This window comes from Hungatella sp., from assembly GCF_046966825.1.
Window position 1 is genome coordinate 71,403 of sequence record NZ_JBKVCZ010000002.1, and the last position, 25,930, is coordinate 97,332.

Annotated in this window: 14 protein-coding genes; 3 read left to right on the forward strand and 11 right to left on the reverse strand. The window is 44.8% G+C overall.

The window, feature by feature from the left end; genetic code table 11:
- Nucleotides 1–85 precede the first annotated feature (85 nt).
- The 8 genes from ACLTD4_RS01260 to ACLTD4_RS01295 all read right to left on the reverse strand — a co-directional run bounded on the left by ACLTD4_RS01260 (nt 86) and on the right by ACLTD4_RS01295 (nt 21,534).
- Nucleotides 86–541 carry a zinc-finger-containing protein gene (locus ACLTD4_RS01260; protein WP_117623085.1) on the reverse strand — a complete coding sequence of 152 codons (456 nt, stop codon included), beginning with the start codon at nt 539–541 and terminating at the stop codon, nt 86–88.
- A 119-nt stretch (nt 542–660) separates the two neighbouring features.
- Nucleotides 661–12,270, reverse strand: coding sequence for a SpaA isopeptide-forming pilin-related protein (locus ACLTD4_RS01265; protein ID WP_117623086.1), 11,610 nt, complete (start codon nt 12,268–12,270; stop codon nt 661–663).
- 65 nt (nt 12,271–12,335) lie between these two features.
- Nucleotides 12,336–13,226: a transglutaminase domain-containing protein gene (locus ACLTD4_RS01270; RefSeq protein WP_117623087.1), complete on the reverse strand. Its 891-nt coding sequence runs from the start codon at nt 13,224–13,226 to the stop codon at nt 12,336–12,338.
- 217 nt (nt 13,227–13,443) lie between these two features.
- The gene (locus tag ACLTD4_RS01275; RefSeq protein ID WP_117623088.1) at nt 13,444–17,073 is read right to left on the reverse strand and encodes an Ig-like domain-containing protein; all 3,630 of its coding nucleotides are present in this window, start codon (nt 17,071–17,073) and stop codon (nt 13,444–13,446) included.
- 42 nt (nt 17,074–17,115) lie between these two features.
- Nucleotides 17,116–18,357, reverse strand: coding sequence for a DUF6273 domain-containing protein (locus ACLTD4_RS01280; RefSeq protein WP_117623089.1), 1,242 nt, complete (start codon nt 18,355–18,357; stop codon nt 17,116–17,118).
- Nucleotides 18,354–18,566: a cold-shock protein gene (locus ACLTD4_RS01285; protein WP_029466925.1), complete on the reverse strand. Its 213-nt coding sequence runs from the start codon at nt 18,564–18,566 to the stop codon at nt 18,354–18,356. Before ACLTD4_RS01285 ends, ACLTD4_RS01280 begins: the two co-directional genes overlap by 4 nt.
- Before the next feature lie 69 nt (nt 18,567–18,635).
- Nucleotides 18,636–19,598, reverse strand: coding sequence for a S1 RNA-binding domain-containing protein (locus tag ACLTD4_RS01290; protein WP_117623090.1), 963 nt, complete (start codon nt 19,596–19,598; stop codon nt 18,636–18,638).
- 472 nt (nt 19,599–20,070) lie between these two features.
- Entirely contained in the window at nt 20,071–21,534 is a 1,464-nt protein-coding gene (locus ACLTD4_RS01295; RefSeq protein WP_117623091.1) for a GntR family transcriptional regulator, read from the reverse strand.
- 162 nt (nt 21,535–21,696) lie between these two features.
- On the opposite strand from ACLTD4_RS01295, the gene ACLTD4_RS01300 reads away from it, so the two are divergent.
- From ACLTD4_RS01300 to ACLTD4_RS01310, 3 genes are all read left to right on the forward strand, one after another.
- On the forward strand, nt 21,697–21,825 hold the full coding sequence (locus ACLTD4_RS01300; RefSeq protein ID WP_270467506.1) for a hypothetical protein: 129 nt from the start codon (nt 21,697–21,699) through the stop codon (nt 21,823–21,825).
- A 364-nt stretch (nt 21,826–22,189) separates the two neighbouring features.
- A complete protein-coding gene (locus ACLTD4_RS01305; RefSeq protein ID WP_243008269.1) occupies nt 22,190–22,372 on the forward strand; it encodes a hypothetical protein in 183 nt (60 codons plus the stop codon).
- A 52-nt stretch (nt 22,373–22,424) separates the two neighbouring features.
- Nucleotides 22,425–22,781 (forward strand): hypothetical protein, encoded by a 357-nt coding sequence (locus ACLTD4_RS01310; protein WP_002602364.1) that lies wholly within the window; start codon nt 22,425–22,427, stop codon nt 22,779–22,781.
- Nucleotides 22,782–23,170: 389 nt separating this feature from the next.
- On the opposite strand, the gene ACLTD4_RS01315 is transcribed toward ACLTD4_RS01310, so the two are convergent.
- The 3 genes from ACLTD4_RS01315 to ltrA form a co-directional block, all read right to left on the reverse strand.
- The gene (locus ACLTD4_RS01315; RefSeq protein WP_002591395.1) at nt 23,171–23,377 is read right to left on the reverse strand and encodes a helix-turn-helix domain-containing protein; all 207 of its coding nucleotides are present in this window, start codon (nt 23,375–23,377) and stop codon (nt 23,171–23,173) included.
- Nucleotides 23,367–23,807 carry a sigma-70 family RNA polymerase sigma factor gene (locus ACLTD4_RS01320; protein ID WP_117623092.1) on the reverse strand — a complete coding sequence of 147 codons (441 nt, stop codon included), beginning with the start codon at nt 23,805–23,807 and terminating at the stop codon, nt 23,367–23,369. The genes ACLTD4_RS01315 and ACLTD4_RS01320 overlap by 11 nt, the downstream gene beginning before the upstream one ends.
- 185 nt (nt 23,808–23,992) lie before the next feature.
- Nucleotides 23,993–25,297 (reverse strand): group II intron reverse transcriptase/maturase, encoded by a 1,305-nt coding sequence (gene ltrA, locus ACLTD4_RS01325; protein WP_117623093.1) that lies wholly within the window; start codon nt 25,295–25,297, stop codon nt 23,993–23,995.
- Between the last annotated feature and the right edge of the window lie 633 nt (nt 25,298–25,930).

A 25,930-nucleotide genomic window follows, 5' to 3' on the forward strand; every position in this document is an offset into this window, starting at 1 on the left:
CATAATCAATGCTATATCCCTTTGATCCATTCTGTGGTACATTGGTTTATCTGATGGCTCTAATCTCATGTGCTTATGCCCCCCTTTATGCAGCTCTTTTTCCTTTCCAATTTTCTAATACTCGCTCACACTCCATGATGGTCTGCTCACACATATAATCTGAAAAACGTCCGATGTGTGTCTCTTTAATCGGCAGGTTTAAGCTGCAGGATAACCAGGCATAAACTCCATTTTTGCACATGTACCCACTTTCAATCAGTCTGTTCATGGCATGATGTGCGCGGATTCTTTTATTACGAAGTTCTTTATCCGCCAAAGAGCCCATAGGCTTTTTCGTTCCTCTATGAACTCCTACATAGGAATTGCAATCCGGATATCCGCTGCATACATACAGCATGCTTCCTGCAGTTATCGTATCATCACCATACACATACTCGGCTGGCCGCAAAACAGCGTCTCGTCCACAGTAAGGACAAACGGGCGTTGCAAGGTTATGTTTCTTACGCGGATGTATCCGGACTACTTTCTGTTTTCTTTTCATTTCTTCTATCTCCTTCCTCCTTAATATAGTTCTATTGTATAAAACGGTTAATCCTTAATACAAGGGCATTTCATAATTTTTTTATGGGGAGAAATATGTCCCATTCCTCCCCTCGTTGCTTATACGTTTTGATTCTGCTTCTTTTTCTGATAATAGGTATATCCTGCAGTACCTGCACCGACACTGGTAACACCAATCACGGTAGCGACCACTGCTCCATGGTTCTTTTTAGGTATGTAAACCCCCGTTGCTTTCATGGTGTATTGCTTTACCCCTTCTTCTCCGCTATCATAGGTAGAAATCAGGCGTACCCCTTCCTCCTCCGGAAAATAGGCACTTCCCTCATACATCACTGTGCAGTCACTCACCTTCTTGGTACCAGTTATAACAACCCTCCGGCATAGGATACCCACTTCATCTGTGTAAGCTTCCCCATCCCACCTTGCTGCTTCTATGGTATAATGCTCAGCATCAGCCTCAATCAGAGAAAGGAGCTGCCCTTCATATCCGGTGAAGTCTGGTTCAGTCCCACTCAGTTTAAAAACCTGGTCCCCAATCCAATACCCGTCCAGCCCATATTCATGGAACACGGCTGAAAAGGAAAATGTATCATCCAGGCGCTCCCCGCCAAATGTCTGGCCAGAAATTTTTGCAATAGTCTCCATCATCTGCCCGGTTTTCTCATCTGTTACCGTCATCTTGATTTTTGACGGTATCATGTCCTTGGATTCCACTGCTTCATATAAGACTTCCTCACTTACCTGTTCCTCATGAGCCCGTATAACGGCTGCTTCCTTCTGGGATTTTACCAAATGATAAGTAATTCCATTCCGGGTTATCTGTTCTTCCGGCCTAACCTCCACTTTTCCATCAAGAAACGGGTTCGTTGCAATTTCAAAAGAATTTCCAGAACTCCTTTTCCCCTGTTCTTCCAGTACTTCTGTCCGGATTTCTGAGAGACGGTATTTTTTTCCGTCTCTCTCAATTTCTTTTTCAAACAGCTTTTCTGCTTCATTAGAATCGGGGTTTTCCGTTGTATACTGGTGTTCCTCATATATATTTTCAATTACATCTTCCGCTGCCTGAGTCTCCATCACCGGCGTACTAACTGCCATTATTGCCAACAATAGAAACATGCCAGCCTTTATCCCTGTTTTTGATTTCTTTTGTTTTTTTCTCCACTTTGAGAGAGAAACAATTAACAGGCTGACTACTGATGCAAGCCATGCCATGAACACCCCTACAAAATAGCTGGTATCTCCTGTCTTTGGTGCATGATTAAGTTCACCGACCTTCAAATCACCCTCTCCCCTTCTATTTGTCTCATAACTGGCCGTGATTGTTCCATAATGTTTCTGATCGGTAATGGTGTTGTCGCCAATTATACTGCCGTCCTCAAACACCGTGAATGAAAAGACCGTCTCGTTTCTGTCATACCCTTCCGGTGCTGTCAGTTCCCTGAAATGATACTCCCCCGGAGACGGGACCGGAAAATACACTTTTCCCTTTTCATCACTAATGCCGGAGAAGATATGGTTTCCGTCCTGGTCTGTGACCTCAATCTCGGCGCCAGGCAGTTCCTCTGCTGTTGTTACATCCACTTTAGAGATTATCATTTCTGTTTTACTGTAGTTTTCCATAGTCGTATCCCCTTCTATGGTCCCATCTTCAGTTACTGCAAACGCATGCAGTACCTCATTTAGATAGTATCCCTCTGGTGCCTCCGTCTCTTTAAATGTATAGGCTCCTTTTAAAGGTTTCTTAAACCGGAATGTTCCTGCTGAATTTGTAATTCCTTCCGCATAGACACTGCCGTCTGGATTGTAAACGGTAATCTTTGCCCCTGCAAGCTTCTGTCCAGTTCTTCCATCAATCTTAAACAGTTCCATATACTCCGCTGAGGGTCTCGGGTGATTCGGAGTGCTGCCACCGCCGCCACCTGAATGGGTGAGTTTATAGTTCTTGACCACAAATTCCTGTATCGCCTCAATATCTTTTATTTCTATTTCCTGCGGCTCCATTTTCTTATAGCCGGAGGGAGCCTTCACCTCACGTATTATATACGTACCGCCCGCAAGGTTTTTAAAGTGTTCAGCCTCACCGTCCCTGGTTGTCCATTTCCGGATTACTGTACCGTCCGAATCTCTTACCAGTTGAAGAACAGCGCCGCCCAGCAGTTTTCCTGTTTCTCCGTTAACCTTTCCTATCTCTATCTGAATTGGCTGGTTTTTAATATCAAAATGCTGCATGGTCTGATTAGGAAGGATCTCAATTTTCATATCCTTCATTGGGACATATCCTTCCGGTGCCTGTGTTTCCCTTATTGTATAGATACCAGCCGGTATTCCTGTTAGAATAAGTGGCTCCTTTCCTGACACCCATTCTTTCATTACAGTTTCCTCGTTTGTCCCCGCGGCCTTTAGAAGCTGAAGAACCGCCCCTTCCACTGGGCTGCCTTCCAAGGTGTCCGTCTTCTGGAGTTCCACCACAATCTTTTCATTTACCAGGATAATCTCCTGCTTTTCCTCGGTTCCACTCACGCAGAAGTTTAAATGCCCTGTTACTGCATAGCCCTCTGGAGCCGCCAGTTCCCTGATTGTATAGTCTCCGGCAGAAAGTCCTTTAAAAATTTCAGGCATCTTCCCGCTTACCCATTCTTTCAATACCATGCCATCGGCATCTCGAATCAACTGAAGTCTTGCACCCGCCAGGTTTTCTCCGGTCTCTTTATCTGTTTTTGCCACTTCCACTTCAAGTTTCCGGTTTGTAATGGTAACGGTTTGTATTCCTGCTTTCTCCGTAATCTCGATTCTCACTGGTTCCTTTAAAAGCAGGTAGCCGTCTGCCGCCTGGATTTCCTCCAGTATATACCAGCCTGCCTTTAAGCCGCGGATTAGTTCCGGTTCCCCAGTGGTAATCCATTTCGCCACCTGATTTCCTTCCCCATCTGTAAGCTGCAGCACTGCTCCTGTTACCGGTTCCCTGGTCTCCTCGTCCAGTTTGTCAATCATCAATTCGGTCATCCTGTTCTCCATTACAAACGTCTGTTGCTTATAATCTTTGGTCACGGTAATCCGCATGGGACCTTCCGGTATCTGGTATCCTTCCGGGGCCTCTACCTCTTTCACTAAGTACACGCCTGCCGGGAGACCGAAGAACTGAATCGCTCCGGTTTCATCTGTAATCCATTCCTTAATGATTTCCCCGGATGCTTCCAAAATCAGCTGCATCTTCGCGCCCTTTAAAGGATTTCCGGTTTCATTGTCCACCTTTCTGATTTCTATCTTGGTGTCATCATCAAACATCTCCACCATAGGGATATCAGCCACTGTCATGTTCCCGGATATTGTAAAGTACACTTTCTCTGCTTCTATATACCCTTCCGGTGCCCGTGTCTCGATTAGGACATACAGTCCCTCTGTCAGGCATTCCAGTTCGTGCGGGACCTCCGTGGAAATCCAGCTTTCAATCACATCACCGTCAATCCGTATAACCGTTCCGTCCTTGTCAACCATCTCTGTGACTCTGCGGACCTCTAAGCTGGCGCCCGGCAGTTCCTCCTTTGTTGTAAGCTGCTTTTTAGAAATGATAACCTTATTAGGGCTATCCGCTGCTTCATACTGATAGGTGAGCGTCTGGTACTGGTCTGTCTTTATATTAAACTGGAAGTCGTGGACTGTCGGGTCAAGCAGATAACCGTCAGGCGCTTCCACCTCCTGTATCCGGAAATGATAGAGGCTTACCGCCCCATCTGTTCCTATCCCTCCAATGGGGACCGGGGAGCTGACTGCCCGACCATCGGAATCCGTTATCAGAATGGTCGCCACATTGGTATCCAGATTGGACAATCGGAACCTTGCACCTGATAAAACTTGTTCCGGATTCCTTTTATCGGTCTTGATAATCTCAACCTGGCCCAGAATCAGTTCATTTATCAGTTCAATCTTTTGAATTTCCAGTGTATCAGCAATCGCAAACGGCAGTTCTGCAGCCCTCACATATCCAAAGGGAGACTGTTCCTCAACAAAATAGTAATTCCCTGCGGCCGGCTGACGTAACTCATGAAGCCTTAAATCCCCGATTTCATAACCTTCCGGTATCCTGCCTTCTTTCTGGTCCCGCTTCGTGTATATTCCGTCTGAGCCGGAAATCCAGCGTTCCACCAGATACGCCTCTTCGTACTCCATAGCCGGAATATGGTTCCCATCTTCATCCTGCAACAGATTGCCGTCCGTATCGGTTACATACAACAGATTCCCGTTTTTGTCTTTCATTTGGTGTTTGGCAAGTGTACCATCTTCCTTTGCACGGTAGACGGCAACTGTGGCTCCGGAAATTTCTTTTCCACCTGTTACATTCACTTTTGTCAGGAGTACCTGAATCGGTTCGTCTGTCATGGTAATGGTCTGCACCCGTTCCTTAGAACCCACATCAAGGACTGGTACATAAACCGGTGCTGCCACTGTATAGCCGTAAGGAGCCTGCTCTTCTACCAACACATATTTCCCCACCGGAAGATACTCAAAACGCATGGCTCCTGTCTCCGTGATATAGCAAACTGCCTGACTGGTTCCCGGAACCTGCTCTATCTCATAATCATAGGCCGTGTAGCTGTGTCCACCCGGTATGGTAACCTGATGGGCCGTTTTTCTCACATCACTTCCATCATCTGTCTGCCATTCATACACCTTCTTTTCCTGATGATAGAGTATCGTTCCATCATCTGTATACTGCACTTCCCCTTTCTCATCTACCTGGGCTTCGTATAAAGCCAGTGTAGCCCGGTGAAGATTATCCATCACTGCCCCGGTCCGGGAGTCCAGCTTTAAAACCTCTACCGCTGTATGATCATCTTCCATTACATAGCTCTGTACTTCACCGGTTTCCAATATGGTGACTTCCACCTCCTCCGCCGTCACATAGCCGGCCTTTGTTGGCACTCTTGTTTCCTGAAGAATATAATCTCCCGGCATGATATGGTCAATCCAGTGTGGAACGTTTCCTTCTGACACCCATCGTTCCGCTACAATCGGTTTGTCCTCCATATCTCGGAGAATTTCCAAATGCCACCCCCGGTCGGAATCATCATAGACGCGGTATGCTTCGTAGAGTGTTAAAACCGCGCCCTCAATCTCTTTTCTGGAAGTCATATCAAGCTTTGATACCTCAATCTTTGTGTAATCGTCCTCCATCACATAGGACTGCTTCTCGCTTACATCACGGACAATCACACCAACTGCTGCGGACTGTACATAACCGTCTGACAACGGGGCAGCTGTCTCCTCCAGGATATAGGCGCCCTGCCTTACTCTTGCAATTTCACAGGCACCATGGTCCGTCACCCATTCATTCTCAATCCATGTAACACCGCCATCCTTATAATAGATAGGAAGCCCGTTTTCATCTGGTACTGGCTGCAAATCCATGTTGATAGATGAATTCCCTTCCCCGTTGGTATATACTTCTACGGATTGGGAAATGATTTTATCCCCATTTTCATCAAGCGGCCAGACAATCACTGCGCCGGTTTTATCTGTCACATAAGCCATACCTGTTTCTGAATCCAACATACAGAGACGGTTCCCCCAGTCATCCAGTCCATAGAGGATGCCGGTCTGTTCATCAAGTTCTGTGGGATCATATTTTAAGTCAAAATACCATATGTCCACGGGTGGATTATCCTCTTCTGTAATATCCCACTCCGCCTGCCCTGCTGCGTTTGTCCCAGTCTGTCTTATATTAGTATCTACGCCGGTATCATACGCCTGGATTCCCGTTACTGAGCCAAATAGATTTCTCTTCACCTTGACTTTCTCATACTCGTGGTCTCCAGTCTGCTTTACTTCCAGCCCCTCATACAATGTCAGTGTTGCATTCTCCACATATATCTTCTCCTGACCGTTTTCAAGGCGTTTTGTCACATAACCAAAACCGGCAAATTCCCCATTGGGTTTATACTGTAAATCCACGTCCCCACGGTTTTTTAGCTGCTTTTCATCTCCCTCTACACGGTATGTAACGGCATCCGCACGGTTTTCCAGCTTATGGATTTCTATATGTGTAGGTGCATTCTTTACAATAATCTGGTGCGTATCCTCTACAACGGTTTTCCCGTCAGCGCCAATGGGACGCATGTACTGGTATTTTACCGCCTGCGTCTTTTTCTCCTGATTGCCGTCTTCATAATATTCCACCTTGTCGCTGTATACCGTAAATGCAATAGGTTTCGACTTCACATATCCATCCGGTGCCTCTACCTCCACCAGAACATAAGCGCCGGCGCCTAACGGCTGATACGTTTCCAGATACCCCACGCACTGCTTCTCTGTATGCAGGCTTCCGTCCTCTCCTTCAACTTCTCCATCCCGGATTGTGGTGTAAGCCTTAAAAACCCCCACTTCCGCTCCGGTGTCGTCCTGCATGAAAATCTGTTCACGTTCCTCATAGAGAGGCGTTCCATCCTCATCAAACAGGATATCTCCGCTTCCTGTCACACCGGAAGCACCATTTCCATTCACGTCCCTTTTGGCTGCATAAATCTTAAAGAGTGCTCCTTCATGCAGAATATTTTCTCCTGTTTCAGAATCCAATTTCTCAATCCTGAGTCTGGAGCTGTAAAACTCATTCTCAAAATCCTTGACTGCAAAGGAAATAAAATTAAAAGTTCCATTTGTCTCCAGGCCAGCTTCCCGGTTTCCGATATCGCCGTCATCGTTGATTACTTCTCCAAATCTGGGATCTAACACACTCCAGGGTACAAGTGCTTTCGCGTACATCCGGTCCACGGCAGTAGACTTTCCGGTCATGGTAACCACTCCATTCATTGTTACACCATAATCCGCTATCGTTCCATCCCGGTCGTAATAAGTTTCATAATACACCTGGTCTGCACTTCCAGCATCCTCGCTGATAGAGCCGTAATGATAATACCCCGCTACTGTCTCATTCTGGCAATCCCTTCTGCTGTCCGGCTCCAGACCATACTTAAACACTTCAAAATCGCCGTCATTATTATGTGCATATATGATATGGGTTTCTTCATTAAATCGAATCTGATAACGCTCAGTCAATTCCTCCGGTGTCATGGCAGAATCGTAAAGATATTCCTTAGATGGGATTTTATCATGTACTGTACCATCGGCATCTATCTGTGGAACAAAAGGAATCTCTACCTCCTGGGGCGCATCAATCGCATAATGTTTTTGTGGGATGCCTGTTGGCTGCTGCTCCACCAAAACATATGTACCGTAAGGAAGCATCCTGCTTTGTCCCCAGTAGTCGTCCTTCCCGCCGCCCCGGTTTGCATGTACGGTTGTCATATCCCCGTCTGAATCATATTTTTCCAAATCCCACTCAATTGCAAGCTCAGACGCAGCATCGGGATTCTCCTTAAAAAATGTTACATAGTCATAACTGCCATCTTCCTTCTTCATAAGCTTGTCTGTTTTCTCTAAATCAGAACGCAGATACAGTTTAAAGAAAAAGCCGGGAAGCGTCTTCGTCTCCTGTGTTCCATTATACCCTCCAAAAAGAACGGTAAACGGGTCACGGTGAATCTCATAGGTATTATGCTCATAGGAGTCCAGAGCAATATCCTTTTTCACCTCGATTGCCTGCTTAATCACCCGCTCCAGCATAATAACCGGCTCTTTCCGTGTGCCGTTATCTTCATAGATTTCATACTGGCCCGGATAGAATAATACAGGGAACTTTAGATAAGAGCCACTCTCCTGTTCAGGTTTGGTCGTCATGACGTTCACGGTTGCTGTATATTCTGTTATCTTCTGTTCTGTCACTACCCGGTAAGTTCTCTCATGTTTTCCCCCCTCTGTAAATTCCTCGTCCGTATCCACATGGATGCTCACCTGGCCCTCCACTGCGGTTGTCTTTACAGGGGTCAGAATTTCCTCATAGGAAACCACCTCCTGGCTGGTATAGATTGGAACCGCCTCCATCTGCGGGATTTTCTGTCCTTCACTGTCCAATATGAACTCCCCAGCCGCATAGGTCTCATAGACAGGTGCATAAACCGTCTTTAACAGAATTTCGTCTTGCCCCAAAGCCTCCAGGTCCAGTTCCTTTTTCTCTACTGTGAAGCGGTAACCGTCCATATCATACTGTCCATCTTCATAGACTGCATAATAAAACCCGCCCTCATATTCCTTTCGGATTACTAAAAGACCACTGCCGCTTTCATAAATGGCTGGCTGGTTCGCCAATGCTTTATATCCATAACGAATTCTTGCATACCAGGTTCCCTCCTCCTCATATACTGCATCTACATCATATGCATCCCAAAAACTTTCCGAGGAGCAGAAGGTCAGAATCTCATCTATCATCTTCCCATTTGTCTTTCCAGATAATCTGAGTTTTTTAAACGGGTAATCAGACAGCCCACTCTTATACCCCGAAAGAGCAAGAGCCGATGACGTCTCCCACAAAATATAATCCTCGTCAATATCTTCTGATTCTTCCATATCCAAATCGGACGGTTCCTCCCGCTCAATGGATGAGATATAATCATTTAATCGGTTCACTGCCGAAACCGTTTGGGTGAGCGCCCGGTCAGACAACACCGGATTGCCGCTATCATCTGATTTTATAATCTTATTCCCAGTTTCGTCTAACTTGTATTCTCCACCCTCGGCAGTCCGGTACAGGATATTTCCCTGCGCATCTTTTTTCTCTACGCGCTCTGTTCCAGTTATCACCTGCTCCTGTGATGCAGTCTCTTTTCTTGTCACCTCATATGCCTTGACACGCTCCGGGAGACCGGAAAGCAGAATATCGAAACCCTTTGTTTTATAATATTTAACCGTAAAATCATAGGAATCCTCAAACCATTCATTAATACTATGGGTAAATCCATCTGTATAGGCACTCCCTGACGCGGTTAAGACAATAGGTTTTCCTGTTCGATTGCTCTCAGATAAGTTCTTGCCGGTTACAGAACGTTCATAACCTTCAGAGCGTGAGATTTCTTCTATATAATAACTGCCTAAAATAAGCGGACGTCCAATCCAGCCATTTCCATTCCGCACTTCATTACCCGTATAGAGATTCGGTACCTCTCTTGAGGTTTCTGATACTTCTGTTATGGTTAAGAATGAAGCATCACCATTTTTATCCGTTGTGGCAATGGATACCAACTCCCCCGCAGAAAATACAACACCGGTTTTCCCATCTGGATGCCTGATGTCCTCTGCCGCATATAGTCCATATACAGCGCCCTCTAAGGTTGCATCTGCTTGGGCTTTTCCATAGCTGTCCTCTTCCAGCTCAAAAAGTTCTTTATCCCGCTTATTAATATGCAGCTCTCCTTCTGTCCTGTGATCCTTCACCAGATAAGCGTAACCAATGTACCCGGAAGGATAGCTGCCTTGCTCAATCATTGCCACCTCACTGTCTTCCTGGACACCATCCCATTCCCAGTGTCCGCCTGTTCCAACTTTTATAGAGGCCGGGCGTGAAACCACATACTTGGACGCATTTGATGGTGTGGCCACGTCCTTTTCTATCCCTATCTGGGATTTGGTTGCCACGGTAGGAAGGTCCTCTGTTATGGTCTCTTCTTCCACTGATTCAGCTTCATTTCCAGAATGCTGCGTTTCAGCTTCAGGACTGGCATCTTCATCTGTTTCCTCTCTGTTTTCCATTGATGGCTGGGATGCCTCTTCAGACTCTTTTATTTCTGTTGTATCTGCTGTTTCCTCAGACCCGGCATCCACCTCCTTCGCCCCTTCCTCGCCGGTCTCTGCTGTGTCACCGGAAGATTCCGATTCATGTTTCTTTGTGTTCTCATGCTCCTTAAAAGCAGGCTCTTGTTCATTCCCTTTATCCTCAGATATTTTTTCCTGTCCGGTAACTGAATCACTGGTTTGATTCCCTTCATCTGACATTCCCGCCTGAACAATATCTGTAACCTTCTCCGATTTTGACAACTGCGGCACATCCTCCATCTCTCGAACCGAAGCTGCCCGATTGCCAGGGTAATAGCCGGTAATGGCACCCTCTCCTTCTGACTGAGAAGATGAAAATTCAACAATTTCAATGGAGACATCATCATTGTGCAGGTCATGAAGGATATACCCGGTTCTGGCGTCTGTTTCCCTGACTGTGTAAATACGCTTCAGGTGAATATAGGTATTCCATGCCTCATCCCGGTCCTCCTTCATTAAGTCTCTGGCAACGCCCTCATCGATGGAATGGAAATCACAATTTTCCTCACACCAGTCCACGCACTCCTGCCAGGCTTCCCAGGCTTTCTTCTTCCGGCGTTCCTTTTCTTCATCGGCCGAGTCAGAGTCTCCATCCACATAATGAATGACTGGATCTGGGTGTCCCCCACAGTAAGTCTTCTCATATTTATAAAGCTTCTTATCCGAATGCGAAAAATGTCCGTTGGCATCTGTACAAAGCCCCACATCGCACACAGTTAAATCTTCAAATTTCCCTTCTGATGTGGGCACCATTTTCATAAACTGGTCTTTTTCCAGATTTGTCCCGTCAAGCTGCGAAAACTCAAACTTTTCTAATACTTCAAAGGTGGAGTTTTCCAAAGTTTTCCCTGTCTCGGAACACTGCTTTTCCAGTTCAATAACATAATCCCGCTTAAAGGTCTCCTCATGAAGGTACTGGGTATATGGAATTTCATAGTCTCCTTCCCCGCGGTGTGTTGTACTTTTTCCAAAAGACAGCCAAACCTCCCACGATTCCTGTTTCCCTGCCATTGTAATCATGGCCTGTTTCCCATCTACTGCACTGCTCTCGTTCCAACCATCCGGATACCAGATTTTAAAGCTATTTGGCTTAACCCAGTATTGAGCCCCCAGGGAGCCATCCTGAAAATGTCCCCTCACAAGGCCAATATCGGGATTACCTGTCGTACATGTAAATGTAATTCTGCCATGTTCCAGAGACACATTCCACCCTTCTGGCAAATCATAAACAAGCGTGGACTGCCTCCAGTCATCACCGTCAAACTCCAATGTAATACTATAGGTCCCATCCCCGTTTTCCTTCATTTTATGTACCGGCGCCTGGCTTTGAAATTTAGATGCAAAGGGTGGAACGGCTCCTTCCTCCACGGCTCCATTAACCTGTTTAAAAAATTGTTCCAATGCTCCTCTTGTCAATACCGCAAGCATAGGATCTTTCAGGTTCTCGATTAGGACTTCCATCTGGCTACGGAAATCATCTAACCCATTCCAATTTCCTGACGTAATGGCCCAGGTAGCTGCCTGCCCCAAAATATAATGTCCCTGGCTGATTTTCCCATTTCCCGAAATGCCTCCTTCAAAATTACCTGATGATGAGAGGGCGTACCATAAAATTTCCGCATCCTCTCTTGTCAGCCCAAGGGGCAGGTTGTCACCATCCGCATCAAGGTCATATGTTACAATCGTCCCCGGAGTGCCCGAACGCATGGACTTATTCGGTTCCAGGCAGTATCCAGGTGCTGAATGGCCGCCTTCTACATTGGTAATCCCATATGGCCAAAGGCCAACCCGATTATGGTTTTTTCCATAAAAGGGAAAACTTGCTCCCTCTTTTAAAAGATTCTGGGAGCCATAATAGGCAAACGTACTTCCTCTGTTTTCTCCCTCCGATGCATCTGCTGAAATAATACCAAATCCAACATTAAAAAAAGACTGAACCGCAAGTAACACCGCTAAAAACAGCGAGCCACCACGCTTCAGCCTTTTGAAAAAGCTATCGTGTCGTATCATATTTTTCCTCATTTCCAAAAAACCGGCACAGACTAACATTGCTGTGCCGGCTTGACTTAGGCTATTTAATTCATATCAGGATTATACAACTGCGCTTTGCAGTTTGGACAAGGGTGGCAAACCTCCCTTAATCCGAATACATTTCTGTAATCGCAGAACGGACATTTGAGTTCCACTACATCCAGATAAAAACACGCATCCGTTCTCGTTGAAGATACATCAATGCTCTTTGCCTGACCATCTATATATACGGCATTCCACATGTGCACGTAATCCTCCCGAAGCGCGCACTTAAGCCCTACTGCATTAGCCAAAAGTTTATAGGCCCTGGCAAACCCAACACACTTGCCAGTCCCATTCACCAGAATGCTGTAGACCTCATCATCTGCCTGTGTATATTTTCCCCGGTTGTAGGTCGCACGTAATGTAATCTCATCATAAATCCTGGTCGCCTTTTCATAATCACTGGCGCCATAGTCAAAACCAGTCAGAAACCTGCACACCTCCTCATAAACTACCTGGTTCTTTTCTGACAGCTCCGATGCAGGGATAATTCCCCTGACCGCAGCCAATACCCGTGTGTCATTCACCCACGCATAGTCCGTATCTTCATCAAAGATATATACCTGCCATTCTGGATCGTAATAATAAGGCCGGTTATCATACGGGGTTCGGACATAGCCGCCAAGCGACTGCTGTTCAGTCACCCAACTGCCGTCTGCTGCCACCAGGTATCCGTCTGGTGTAGTAGTATTTACAGCCATAATTCCATTCTGATTCAGATAATACGATGTTCCATTCTCTGTTATCCATTCCGCCCTCGCATAATTTCCATCATCTTTCTGGTATTGACAGCCGGCTGAAGTATTCTTCCATGTTCCTGCATACGCCGACATCGGGTTTAGGGTAACTGCCAGGAATATGAATGCCAGCTTCCAACCTGTACTTTTTCTCATTATAAGCACCTCCTTCTATCCATAGCATACAAAGTCTCTGGAATCTATGTCGAGGGCATTTCTGAATTTTTTTAAAAAGGGATTACTTCAAAGGCATTCCTTTCCTGTAAATCCAACTCTCACGAATCCAGCGCCCAATAACTCCATAAAATGGCTACAAAAGAAAAGGCATGAAGATACTCTCTCCACACCTTTCCTTCCTATACAATTTTACCAACTACTCTACCCAAGCCCCGGACGCATCTACCCGGTATCCGTCTGGCGTCTGGCGGTTCATGAATAAAGAGCCCTTGGTTCCGTCTGATGTGGGGTTAAAATAGTACCACACTCCGTCAATCAGGTTCCAGCCGGTATACATACGTCCTCTGGTCCCGTCTGAAACGGCATGGAGGTAATAGCGGTTCCCGTCTGTATCTGTAAACCATCCGGTCTGCATATATCCTTTCTCATCAAAATGGTACCACTCACTTGTCCCATTATAGGTAAGCAGCTGCCAGCAGGCAGCCGGATAGCTTCCATCTTTATTCTGATACCACCAGCCGGTACTATCCTGAATCCAGGTTCCAGCACTGTCAGAGTTTGGACTCATAGCACTTCCTATGACAGAACGGCTGGAACCGCCTCCACCACCACCGGAGGAACTTCCACCCGATGAACCGCTTGATGGCCGCTGTGTCTGATCTGTTGTTTTAAACGCTACAATGACTTTGCACTCTGCGGACTTCTGCCCATCCAAGGTAAGCACCTGAATACTGGTTTCCATTGTTCCCGCCGCCGTGGATACATAATACTTGTCCCTTGCAAGATTATCTGCATCGACCTTCTCAAGGGCTTTTATCCATGCTGCTTCCGGCAAAACTGTCACCAGACCATTACCTGATACGGATACCACTGCTTCATTCTCCGAGTTCCAGCTTACCTCCTTATTCTCCGCCTCTTCTGGCATCACAAAAGCAGTAAGCTGCTGGGCATCCGTCACCTGATAGGAAACAGACGGGTTGGCCCGGCTGCCGGTCATCACCTTCTCTATGCTGAACTTAAGTTCGCTTTTATCTAAGGCTACCGATGCTACATGTGCTATGGTCCGGTCATCGGTACGGAAGGAAAGATTCACTGCACATACCGACTGTTTTCCTCCATCTTCCGTTGTAACCGTCACATAATTGGAACGGGTACCAGACGCTTCCTTTTTTGCGTAAGGGTGCTCTTCATTTCTCTCTTCTTCTGCCCTGATTAAATCTAAAACCCACTTAGCATTCTCTTTGGCACTCACGATACCCTCTGAATCAATCCGGAGCATATCCGCATCACCTACAGACCACTTCACATTTTTGTTGTCCGCATATTCCGGAGTAATCGTTTCATAAAGACGCTTTGAAGGTGTGACGGAATAACGTTCTGTAGGATTCAAACGGTCCCCTTCTAATGTCCTGACAATCTCAAATGCCAGTTCAGACTGGTCGAGCTTGACATCTGATACCGGGACAACCGTATCGTCAGTAATCTTGAAATTCACCGTAACAAACGCACTGGAACGCTTCTGCCCGGCTTCTGTGGTTACCGTAACAGACGCATAATTGGTTCCCTCTGTTGTTATCTTTTTGGACGGATATAATTCCTGATTGGTCACACCGGCTTTTATCAGCTCCTGAATCCACTTTGCCGACTGGTTGACCGATACCTCCCCATTTTCCGTAACATGGATGATATCGGTAGATGAGCCATCCGTATCTTTCACATTCCAAATGATGTTCTTGTTTGCCGCCGTATCCGGTATCACGGTAGCCGTCAGTTTCTGCGGAACAGTAACCTTCCAACCTATCTGCGGATTCCAACGGGAACCGCTGCGTATTTGTTCTACCTCAAACGTCAGCTCCGTCTTATCCAGGATAACACCATTGGTCATTGCCCGGTATTTAGCAGACAGGGTAATGTTTCCTTCCGGCATGGTAAAGGAGGTTTCAGCCCCATTGGTATGAATGATTTCCTCTTTGTCAAAATCATCGGTTGTCCAGAACAGGGAATCCGGCACCAATTCATAATATACAGGGGGCTCTGACTCCGTTTCATTTAAAGGACTTGTATACACCAGGACTTTGGCTCCCTTCGCTACAGCTCCCGGGTTTGCCCAGTTGATTTCTTTTGCAAAATTATTCTGGGATTCCAGCACAGAAAGTGTACCATGGTCCACAGCCGGAATTGTAATCAAATACCCCCTGACCGGATCTCCAGTCTTACTGGGAGCATAGTGATGGATATTCTCTTTTCCAATTTCCAAAACTCCCGTTTCCAGTTCCTCATAAAAATAACGGTTTGTCTGCTTTATAAAACTTCCCATCTGGTAGAGGGAAAAATCCCGCTGGTTGGAATAATATGCTCCGATGTGATGTTCCAGTCGAATTTGCGGTGTTAATTTATTTCCAAAGGGATTTAATGAGTACTTGTCCTCACTATCCGTATAGAGATAGGCGAGGTCATCTCCTAAATCAATGGTCCCACCTTCAATATATCCCACAAAGAGTCCCGCTGTCTTTAATGTCGATGAAGTAGATGCTCCAATGGTCCCTGCAAACCGGCCATTCTTAACCTGGCCGCTCTGCATCCTTCCCACCAGACCACCGATATAATCCGCTGACGTGCTGCCAACCTTACCTTCCACATATGTATTATATATTTCCGTTTCGTAGATATTGCCTGCAATTCCGCCTACATATCCTTCTGAGTAAAGGGCGCTGTAGCTATCTGTGGTATCACTGGTGCAGTCACTCATAAAGGAGGATTGGACAGAGCCGCAGATTCCTCCAGCGTAAGCTTCATTTACGCCGTCTGCATCAGTTCCCCCCAAGACTCCAGCTGTATTGGTACACTCCAAAATCACGCTGTCATATGCTTCCCCAACAATCCCACCGATAACACCTACGCCACGCACCTGTCCTCTGGAGCTGCAATTACTTATGGTGCTGTCGTTCGTCTCTCCAACCAGAAGTGCCGCCTTACTGTGAGCATTCACCTGTCCGTCCACCGTCAGATTTTCAATCACCGCTCCATGGACACTGCCGAACAGCCCGGCATAATCCTGAGTCGTATCACTGATTTTCAGGTTATACACGCGGTATCCCTGTCCGTTAAAATTCCCCTTAAATGGTTTCGGTTCGCTGTCCCCGGCTTCTGTAAAATATCCAATCGGCAGCCAGGAGGCAGTATCGCTTAAGGATATGTCCCGTGTCAAAGCAAAATAGCACCCCTCATAACCGTCCACTTCCTCATTGGCAACATGATACGCCAGGAGTTTCAAATCCTTATCCGAGTTAATCTCGTAAGGTTCTTCCTCGGTTCCCTCTCCATCAAAATGGTCACTCATTTCCATACCGCCCCAAATATTCAAGGCACCTTTGTAAAACATGGCATTGGAAGGAGTCGCATTGGAAGGAGTGACCGGAATAAGCTCATCTTTATCTGTAATGACTTCTGCTGCCCCTGCCTCTGGTTCCTTGGTTTTGATTTCCTCCGTTCCTGCCTCGTTTTCCTCTTCTTCCGCTTTTGGTTCTGTTTTGTCCTCTAAATCTGAAGTTCCTGTATCCTGGTCCGCCTTCTGGTCCGTCTGGGTGATACCTGCTTGCGCCATTTCCCCTTCTGCGCTGTCTTTTTCTTTCTCCCGCCTGGCTTCTGACGGACTGGCCATTGGAGCTGCACCGGCTTCTTCTACCGCCTCGTTAACGGCCTCCTTTGCATAAACGGTAGCGATACCGTTTGGATATGATACAGAAAGAACCGGAGTTACCCCCATTGCTGCAATCAAGGTCCATGCAGATAAAACTGCCTGCCCCCTCTTCATCTTTTTCTTCATCTTGTTCTCCTTTTTCTCAGAAAATTCCCTATGTGCAAATTTTTATTCCTGAACTACCACAAACGCCGGACGGATACCGATTTTCTTATTGGTTATATCCTCCGGTGCCACCCGGCCGTCATAGGTAACAGCATAACCCTTCGTTCCATCGCCGGCCGCAGGAGTACGCAGCCAATAGCCCGCCGTGAAGGTTCCTGCATTTATAAAATTATTCTCTTCTGCACCACCAAGCCTCCATAAGATATCCGGATACCGGAGCGCTTCTTCCAATGAAAGGCAGAATATCTGGTCCGTGACTTTAATTCCCGGGCGGCTGCGCTTTGTAAATCTCCGGGCTGAAATCTGGTAATTATTACTTTTTCCCGCATAGATAAATGGGCAGGTTGTAACTGTTTCCGCAAGCTTTTCCCTATCCTCCAATTCCTGGTTTAGCCATGCCCTTAAATCAGACGCTTCCCAGGCATTTTCCCTCCCGTCAAAAGGGCTTTCGTTTCCACCAATAATGGTGTCACAGAGAAACAGCGCTCCATTCCGGTTACTTCCGGCATCACAGTAATCCGGGTCAATACAGCGGAAGGTATAGGATTTCCCGGCAATTGACCGTTCCATCGTATCACCGGTATACCAGATTCTGCCCTGTGTATTATCTGGTTCTCCCTTCTGTATGACAAAGGCCGGGCGGACCCCGGCTTCTGTTAATGATACCCGGCTGGAAGCAATGTGTCCGTTGTATTGCACCATATAGGCCTGGTTTGTCGTGTTCTCTCTAGGCGACCTGGTCCAGTAGTAGCGCATTCCTCTTTGCGGTGTCCAGATCTTTCTGGTAATCGCTTTGTAGGCAGGGTTCTTTACTTCATCAACAGACATGCAGAAAACCCGGTCTGATATGGAATCCCCAGCCTCTGAAAGCTTTACGGGGAGCAGGTCCCCTGATACTGACAAGGTATCAGCAAACTGCTGGTTAAGCCATGTCCTGACATCCGAGTAGGTATAATCGTTATTGGAAGCCGCATAACGGACACACAGGGAGTAGGGAATGACCTCATCCGACACAAACAGATATCCACCCCGGTAATCCGTATCCAGACAGGTGAATCCCAATGTGCTGTATCCATCACCGAGGCCAGTCTCAACCTCCAGTGTATCTCCTGTCTCAAACCTCCCCTCCTCACCTCTGACTGTCTCCGCATGGGCTATAAAGCCAAATAGATAGCTGATAGCAGAACAGGTGGCAACCAAAACAAACAAGGCATGCCGCTTTTTCATCCTGATTCGCCAATTCATTCCTGCTCCTCCACCGTCACTGATAATGCAACACTTCGTTTCCTGTCATCCTCTCCTGGCTCAAAGTTCACTTTCTGCCCCTCCTTCAGCCGTTTAAAACCATCTCCCTGGATTTCGGAATAATGGACAAAATAATCAATGTTGTCCTCATCTGTAATAAATCCAAACCCCTTCCGTACATCAAACCATTTCACGATTCCTTTCAGCATATTAAAACTCCTTTCATATTTGTGCAAATAAAAAAGACAGCATCTGGTACTGTCTCAGGTACAAAATTCCTATTTTCTTTTAATAATTCTTGTGATAATCCCCTCTGCCACTTCCCGCTCATCGTTAATTCTGGTTACCAAAAAGCCAACCTCATCTCCCTGCCCCGGAAGGCTGGCTGTATTACAGGAATGTGCCACCGCATTGACCCTGCAGTCCAGTTGGATAAAATAGGTGCCCTTAAATACATCTGTTATTTTTCCTACATATTTTCCCTGGCGGCGCAGGCGCATTAAATTTTCCTTGTTGACATTGGTCTTTGCCTCTTTGGCACTTACCTCTACCTTCAGATTCTCAATCGAATCTCCGGATATCTTCTTCATCATCACGCTGACAACATCCCCGATGGAGAATTTTTCATTGGCATCTGCCATCCATTCCCAGGACATATCCCTCGCTTTTAAGGAGCATTCCACGCCAAAGACCTCTAACCGGACCGCTTTCTGTGCCACGGCAATAACTCGCGCTTCCACAACACGGCCAGGCACAATCATAGGGGGCCCCTCCTGTTGTCCCAGGTAAAACTGCTGGCGTTTACGAAGCATCGCCTCTTTTCTGGATGCAACCACGCTTCTTGACTTTTCCTCCATCTCCCGGATTATAAAATCCAGTTCTGCGCCCAGCATGTTGTTAGCAAGACGGGTCTGACGGTTTAACGTATTGGAATTTTCTCTTCCGTCTCCCTCCAAGTTAATCATCATTTCTTCCATGGGGATTAATACACGGTAATCTTTATAGTAGACGACTGCTACTACCCATCCGCCATCCAGGCGCTCGATACCACTTAATCCTCCAGACAGGATTTTCTTTGTGCGGTAGGCATTCACCATTTCATGCCAGGTTATATCCCCGCTCTCCTGCCTTGCCGCTGCTCCGGAAGCATCTACGGTAAGGATTCCCATTTGATGGACATGTCCACGCTTTTCCCTCCCCTGCACCTCCTCTGCCAGACGACCTTCACTGTCTTCCCTCATGCATATACCACCTTTCTTGTTTTTTTGAGTCAGAAAAAGCAGCCGGCGAACCAGCTGCTTTCTCTATCCAGATTTTCAAATCCGATGATACCATTATAAAAGATTGAAAATCGCAAGTCAATTCATGTCAGGACGCAAATCAGTCTCTTTTTGGTCCTTTTTCGGTGACATCAATCAGAAACTTATCAATGCAGTTTAGAAAGGTCTTGGACAGTTCCTGATATAAATCCTCCTATCCCTCCAACATCAGATGGACAATATTTACTTTTCTTGTAATCATCCGCATTTATATGCAGCATTCTATCATCCCTTCCTCCTTGTTATCATTCCCAGTTACTCCCTTATCCTCCGTTTTTTGTCTGTGCAACTATGGGGAACGTCACAAATTGCGGCGTTTTTCTTTTGCAAAAGTCCGTCAAATCAGAGGTTCCCGGTGTTGTAGGTAGTGAGAAGAAAGTTTCGGTACAACTAACTAGTATTTTTCTGGAACCCGAATATTAGCTACATTACGAAACTTATATTTTTCTACCAAGTGTTTCTTCATACGACTCAAATAGTAACGGTAACAATCGGCTATGCCATCCGCAAAGGAGTCTGCATTCCCTTCCCTTAACTGCTGAAACGCAAGAATGACTTGCTTATTAAGATATAAAATTGTATGTTTCTTGGATGGATAATAAGCAAACTGGTACCCCCATTTAAGAAGATGATTGGTTTCAGATAATATAACATATAAAGGTTTTAACGTAGTATGTTTCATTATAAATTCCAAAATATCCGTTAAATAAATAGAGCCAGGAGAAGTAAATCTGTTTGCTAACTCATCCAGTTCTACTTTCGTAAATTGTGGAGCTGCAACTAAAGCTGCTGGACGAATAATCAATACCATTAGTTGTAAGGCATGGAGGTAACGCAAAGATTTTTCTACATATCCGGAATTAAGAGCCAGCTGATGAAGTTTCGTATCATCCGGTTTTATAACAATAGTGCCTTTACCATTTAATGTCTTTACGAAACCTCTTTGTTCGAGTTCTGACAATGCTTTTCTAACTGTCCATAAAGAGACACCATACTGGCTGGCCAGCTGTTTTTCATATGGAAGATACATTCCGACAGAATATTCTCCAAGGCCAATTTTTAGATTCAACTCATCAACAATTTTTGAGTAATAGTAATCCTGACCACGCATAGGATTCCACGAATATGATATATCAGTTTGTTCAAGACATATAGGGGTGGTATCTGACAAATATTTTAATGTACTTTCAATAGAGTCTGCAAGCTTTTGATACACGTTTGATAGTTGTTCATGCTTTACTAATGGATCCTTGCCTTTCAATATATCTATGATGACTCCTGTTACAGATGTTGAACCCTGTAAAAAGTGTTCAGAGAAATAAGGGCATTCTTCTGTGAAAAATGTAAGTTTATTGTAAAAATCAAATGTTGAATAGAGTTCACTAAACAACTCATTACCGCCGATTTTTAATATATCCGCCCCAAAATGTGAAGGAGGGCGCCATCCTCCAGCAGAAATCCCTAAACGTGACTCTCTCATGGCTTGTTTATAATGAGGCAGAATTTCCAATTCGCAGTTATGTGAGACAAAAACCAGAAGTGGAGGCATTATCAGTGCAAAAGTCTGGTATACCTGTAAAATGAATTCCTTTTGTTTTAAAATGTCGTAAACAGTATTTGATGAATTAGATGTACCTTTTCCCGAAACAACAATTGGGGCAAGACGAGGCTGGATATCAATCAACCCCTCCTTCCGTAATGCGTCAAAGACACGATTAACCGTATATCTGCTTACATGGAATTGCTCGCACAACATCCTTGAAGAGGGCAAGGAATTTCCAGGAAGTATATAGCCCTCCAAAATACGCTGCTTAATTTCGTTATATACAAATGAAAATTTTGTTTCTTGTGGTTTCATAACTCTTCCCCCTATCTGTCTGAATTATATCATGATGAACCTATTTTGTCAGCATTAAAAGCACATACCTATATGCATACCTTACCAACATGACTATTGCCCGCATGTAGAGATAAAATATATAATAAAACCGGAAAATTATTAGGAGAGTGTTTAAGAACCGTGGAAAGACAAAAAATTTTAATTGTGGACGATTCAGAAATGAATCTCGCTCTTTTGGTGGATATCCTGGAAGAGCAATATGATGTGGCAGAAGCTGCTAATGGTGTAGAAGCAATTTCTATCCTTTAAAAGCAAAGAACAGATTTCTCCCTTCTTCTGGACAGGGAAGCCGTGACACGCTGGGATTAAAGGGAGATGAAATCCCCATAGCTGCCCAGGTGGTTGCGCTGGCCGATGTATACGATGCCTTCTTTTTTTACCCTCCCGCCTCTCTCTTGCCTGATATTCCCTGCTCCTTCCCTTAATATTTCCTTTTTTATTGACGTTTTTCAACAGTTCCACTTTGTCCAAAAGTCGGGGCGTGAAACAAGGGACGGGAGATTTCATAGACGCTGTAAAAGGGATAATATGAAAAAAGCGGAGGAACTATATCTTTGACAGAATTGAAGAAATCTCCATTCAGACAGCTTCTCTCTTTCGCGGACAAGCTTGTATGAAAGAAATTGCTTCCGCACCACCGCTGCAAAACGACAGTGAAATGGTCAAGGAGCTTGCCAGCTACATGAAGGAATGCTATGAGCCTTATAAAATAGTATTGTTTACACAAGGCGGTATGGGATCAGAGGTGCAGTGCACTTTACGCATCAAATGCCATAAACTGGCTGCGAAACCATAGCCAATAACTTTTTCTTTGTTTACTGAATATACTAATAAAAAAGGGTATTCATATGCGTACAAAACGATATACCGTTGTCATTGCGGGACTAATACCGGAAATCGTCACTCAGAACATCTTGGTTAAGATTTGGGGAAAGGCCGCCAAAAAAGTATACGCGAGTACAGGCATATATGTAAATGCATGGTTAAGCGAATCTTATTTCCTTTGTGGGGATAAACGAGGACCTGATTTGGATGGTTTGACAGCTAACTTTATAATTATATGGAATCCAGTCGAAGTGGAAAGTTATGAAAAATTCCATGAAGCGTTCACACAGGTTGTAAACGGTGTAAGGGACATATTGGGCAACCCATATGTGTGGATTACGATAGATGACATAGAGTTCTACTATTTTGTAAAATGCTGAAAGCTAGGAGCCGCCTTTGGGCGGCTTTCCTATTCCCCAAAGCGCTGACTCATTAAGTTGTCTGCCGATTCAGACAGGCGTACTGTTTGTGTTGCACGTAAAAATGAGCGTGTAAAGCTAGGTTTTAGAGGCACAAAGATAATTCTTCTTAGTGTTTGTCTAGTCTTTATTATGGTCCTGACTCCCCCTATTGCTATTAAGCTGCTTAAGGGACAAGTATCAGATACCCTTGAAATAAATGTAGCAGTATACATAAAGATAATTACTATTAAAGGAAAAGGGAATACCTCTGCCTCTGCATGCTGTATTCCCTTACTCTCTGTCTCCTTAAAGACTCATAGTTGCTGGTCCTCCTGTCGTTAACTGCGAATTAAGAAGGAAATTCAGTCTTATTTTTGCTCGTTTTCAGTCCCCTCAATAGAAAACTGTTCAATACAGGATACAAAGGTCTTAGAAAGTTCCTGATATAAGTCCTCTGAAAATATTCCTTTGATTCTGGACCTGCTTAACACCATGGGACGGTACATCAAAAACAGTTCCTCTCTTGCCCCCTTGTCTCCCTGCTTAGCCTTCATTAACAGTTCTTTAAAATTCATTCCGTATTTTCCATCCTTTCCTCATTTTTTTCTTCGCATAGTTGAAAACAGAGCCGGCCTTTTTATAGTCCATGCCCAAATGCCTGCCGATCTCTTGATATGTCAGCTGTCTAAAAACCTTCATAAACACTACAAGAATTTCCATATCTGTCAGAGCATCAAGCGCCGTTTCTCCTGACTCACCAATCTGGCTTTCCATATACTGACGAACTTCATCCGGTATCAGTGGAATCTGCTCCGTTTCTTCCCATAAAAATGGCTTACTGTCCGTTATATCACACAACGGTTCTGGAAGCAGCTTCTCTAACGGGCTTTCATGATTGCTTATTTTTATTTCACGGCGTATGTAATCTCTCTTGGCACGTTTTAAAGCTGCTAATACATACCCCGTAAAACGGTATCTGATATTATCTTTCTTTTTCACTTTCATAGTCCCTCCTAATGTAGAATTAACTCTTTTCAGAAAGACTATGGTGGGCCACGGACCTTTGTCCTATATATTCCCCTGCTCATGAGGGTGTATACTGTTATTTTGAATAGAGTAGAGAAATAACAGCGAGTGTTATTTCCCTCTCATTGAACCGTACGTACGGGTCTCGTATACGGCTCTACAACCTATATTCCAACATTTCTTAGATAATAGTTTAAAGGATTGAGCAGTCCTGCTCCGTCCTTTATTCTTGTTTCCAGTACTTCCGGACTGATTATATAATTAACAACATTCATTCCGCTTCGTCTATACCAACCGAGCCTTGAGTTTGCTACCTTATATATGGCTTCATGGTCAAATCCACACTTGTATTTATGGTTTAAATAGCACAGATTTTTGTATATTCTCTTAGACACTTTCCATTGTTTTAGAACTATCACCCTCGTCTTGTGCCTTAGCCATGCTCCAAACTCTTCCATAAATTGTTTCATCATTCCGATTCTGAAATAATTAATCCACCCTCTCGCTATTTCATTCACTCGTTTAATTGTTTCAGCCAGCGGTCGTGCAATAGCTTTATTTCTTTTAAGGTATTCACTTAGCTTCTGTTTCAGTTTCTTTTTCTTTTCTGTTGTGGGTTTTACTTTCCATTCCCCTCCATGTTTGAGAAAAGTGAAGCCAAGATACTTACTTCTTGTTGGTCTGACTACTTTCGTTTTTGTAACATTAACTTTTAGGAACAGCTTTCTTTCTATCCATTCTGTTATGGATTTCATTACTCTGTTGGCTGCTTTTTCACTTTTAGTGAATACCATTGTGTCATCTGCGTACCTCGTAAACCGAAGTCCCCTTTGTTCCAGTTCCTTATCTAATTTATCAAGATATACGTTTGACAGCACTACAGACAGGGGACCACCTTGTGGCACTCCACTTATTGTTGCTTTTTCCAGCCCTTTTTCCATTGCTCCTGCTTTCAGATATTTCCGAATCAGGTGCAATGTGGTACTGTCATTCACTTGCTCTCTAAGAATTTGAATTAATTTGTCATGATTTACTTTATCAAAGAATTGCTCTATATCTATGTCTATCACCCATTCATATCCCTCGTTCAGATACTCCAGTGCTTGTTTTATGGCATCATGACAACTTCTTCCAGGTCTGAAACCATAGCTAAACTCACTGAATATTTCTTCATAAATATCTATAATTGGCTGAGCAATTGCTTGTTGTATTACTCTGTCTAAAACCGTTGGAATCCCCAATGGCCTCATTTTTCCATTATCTTTCGGAATATAAACTCTTCGTACTGGTTTGGGCATATAGGTTCGGTTTCTGATTGATTGAACAATTTCGTCTTTGTTTCCTTTGATGTATGCACCAAGTTCCCAGACTTTCATTCCGTCAACTCCACCTGCCCCTTTATTCGCTGCTACTTTCTTATAAGCTCTGTTTAGATTTTCCTTTGATGTAATCACATCTATTAATTCCATTGTTGTTACTCCTCTTATTATCACAAAATTTATGCACATCACCCCTCTCGATCCAGACAGTATTCCTCGGTTACGTTCCTACTTTTCCAGTCCATCTGATTTCTGGCTAATGCATCATTCTTTTAATAACGATTCGTACTATAAATCGTTTCAGTCCTTCGGCTTTTACCCCTACTATGACTTCATCTGACTCCCTCCCCAAACCTTTTTCGACCATATCTTACGATATGTGGGTAGGGTCTCCCAAGGTAAGACACTAATCTTTCATTCCACAACCTCTTGATTTACAACTTCGGTTTACGTTTACCATTTGGGCTTCGGCTTGGTTTGCAGCCTTCCCCACCTAATCGCCTTATCAAGTTTCTGTTCGTAGGCTCAAGAACTTTGCTACACCACTTCCTCCATCTATATCATTACTGATACCGACTTGTGATTCGCTACACTTGGCGGTAAAAACCCGTGGCTGGACTTTCACCAGCAAGATTAGTGCCATGCTTGGCACACAAACAAAAGAGGAACAGCTTTGTACTGTTCCCCTTAAAAAGAATTGTTGATATTGGCTTTTTGCTATATCGCATTCTTTAAGTCTTTGGCTCTTTGCTACTCTTCCTTTCTCTAAGTTATATACCTTTA

Coding starts and splice junctions, on each gene's coding strand:
- ACLTD4_RS01265 (WP_117623086.1), bottom strand. CDS start 12,270: ATGATACGACACGATAGCTTTTTCAAAAGGCTGAAGCGTGGTGGCTCG.
- ACLTD4_RS01320 (WP_117623092.1), bottom strand. CDS start 23,807: ATGAAAGTGAAAAAGAAAGATAATATCAGATACCGTTTTACGGGGTAT.
- ACLTD4_RS01285 (WP_029466925.1), bottom strand. CDS start 18,566: ATGCTGAAAGGAATCGTGAAATGGTTTGATGTACGGAAGGGGTTTGGA.
- ACLTD4_RS01315 (WP_002591395.1), bottom strand. CDS start 23,377: ATGAATTTTAAAGAACTGTTAATGAAGGCTAAGCAGGGAGACAAGGGG.
- ACLTD4_RS01275 (WP_117623088.1), bottom strand. CDS start 17,073: ATGAAGAAAAAGATGAAGAGGGGGCAGGCAGTTTTATCTGCATGGACC.
- ACLTD4_RS01310 (WP_002602364.1), top strand. CDS start 22,425: ATGCGTACAAAACGATATACCGTTGTCATTGCGGGACTAATACCGGAA.
- ACLTD4_RS01280 (WP_117623089.1), bottom strand. CDS start 18,357: ATGAATTGGCGAATCAGGATGAAAAAGCGGCATGCCTTGTTTGTTTTG.
- ACLTD4_RS01270 (WP_117623087.1), bottom strand. CDS start 13,226: ATGAGAAAAAGTACAGGTTGGAAGCTGGCATTCATATTCCTGGCAGTT.
- ACLTD4_RS01295 (WP_117623091.1), bottom strand. CDS start 21,534: ATGAAACCACAAGAAACAAAATTTTCATTTGTATATAACGAAATTAAG.
- ACLTD4_RS01305 (WP_243008269.1), top strand. CDS start 22,190: ATGAAAGAAATTGCTTCCGCACCACCGCTGCAAAACGACAGTGAAATG.
- ACLTD4_RS01260 (WP_117623085.1), bottom strand. CDS start 541: ATGAAAAGAAAACAGAAAGTAGTCCGGATACATCCGCGTAAGAAACAT.
- ACLTD4_RS01290 (WP_117623090.1), bottom strand. CDS start 19,598: ATGAGGGAAGACAGTGAAGGTCGTCTGGCAGAGGAGGTGCAGGGGAGG.
- ltrA (WP_117623093.1), bottom strand. CDS start 25,297: ATGGAATTAATAGATGTGATTACATCAAAGGAAAATCTAAACAGAGCT.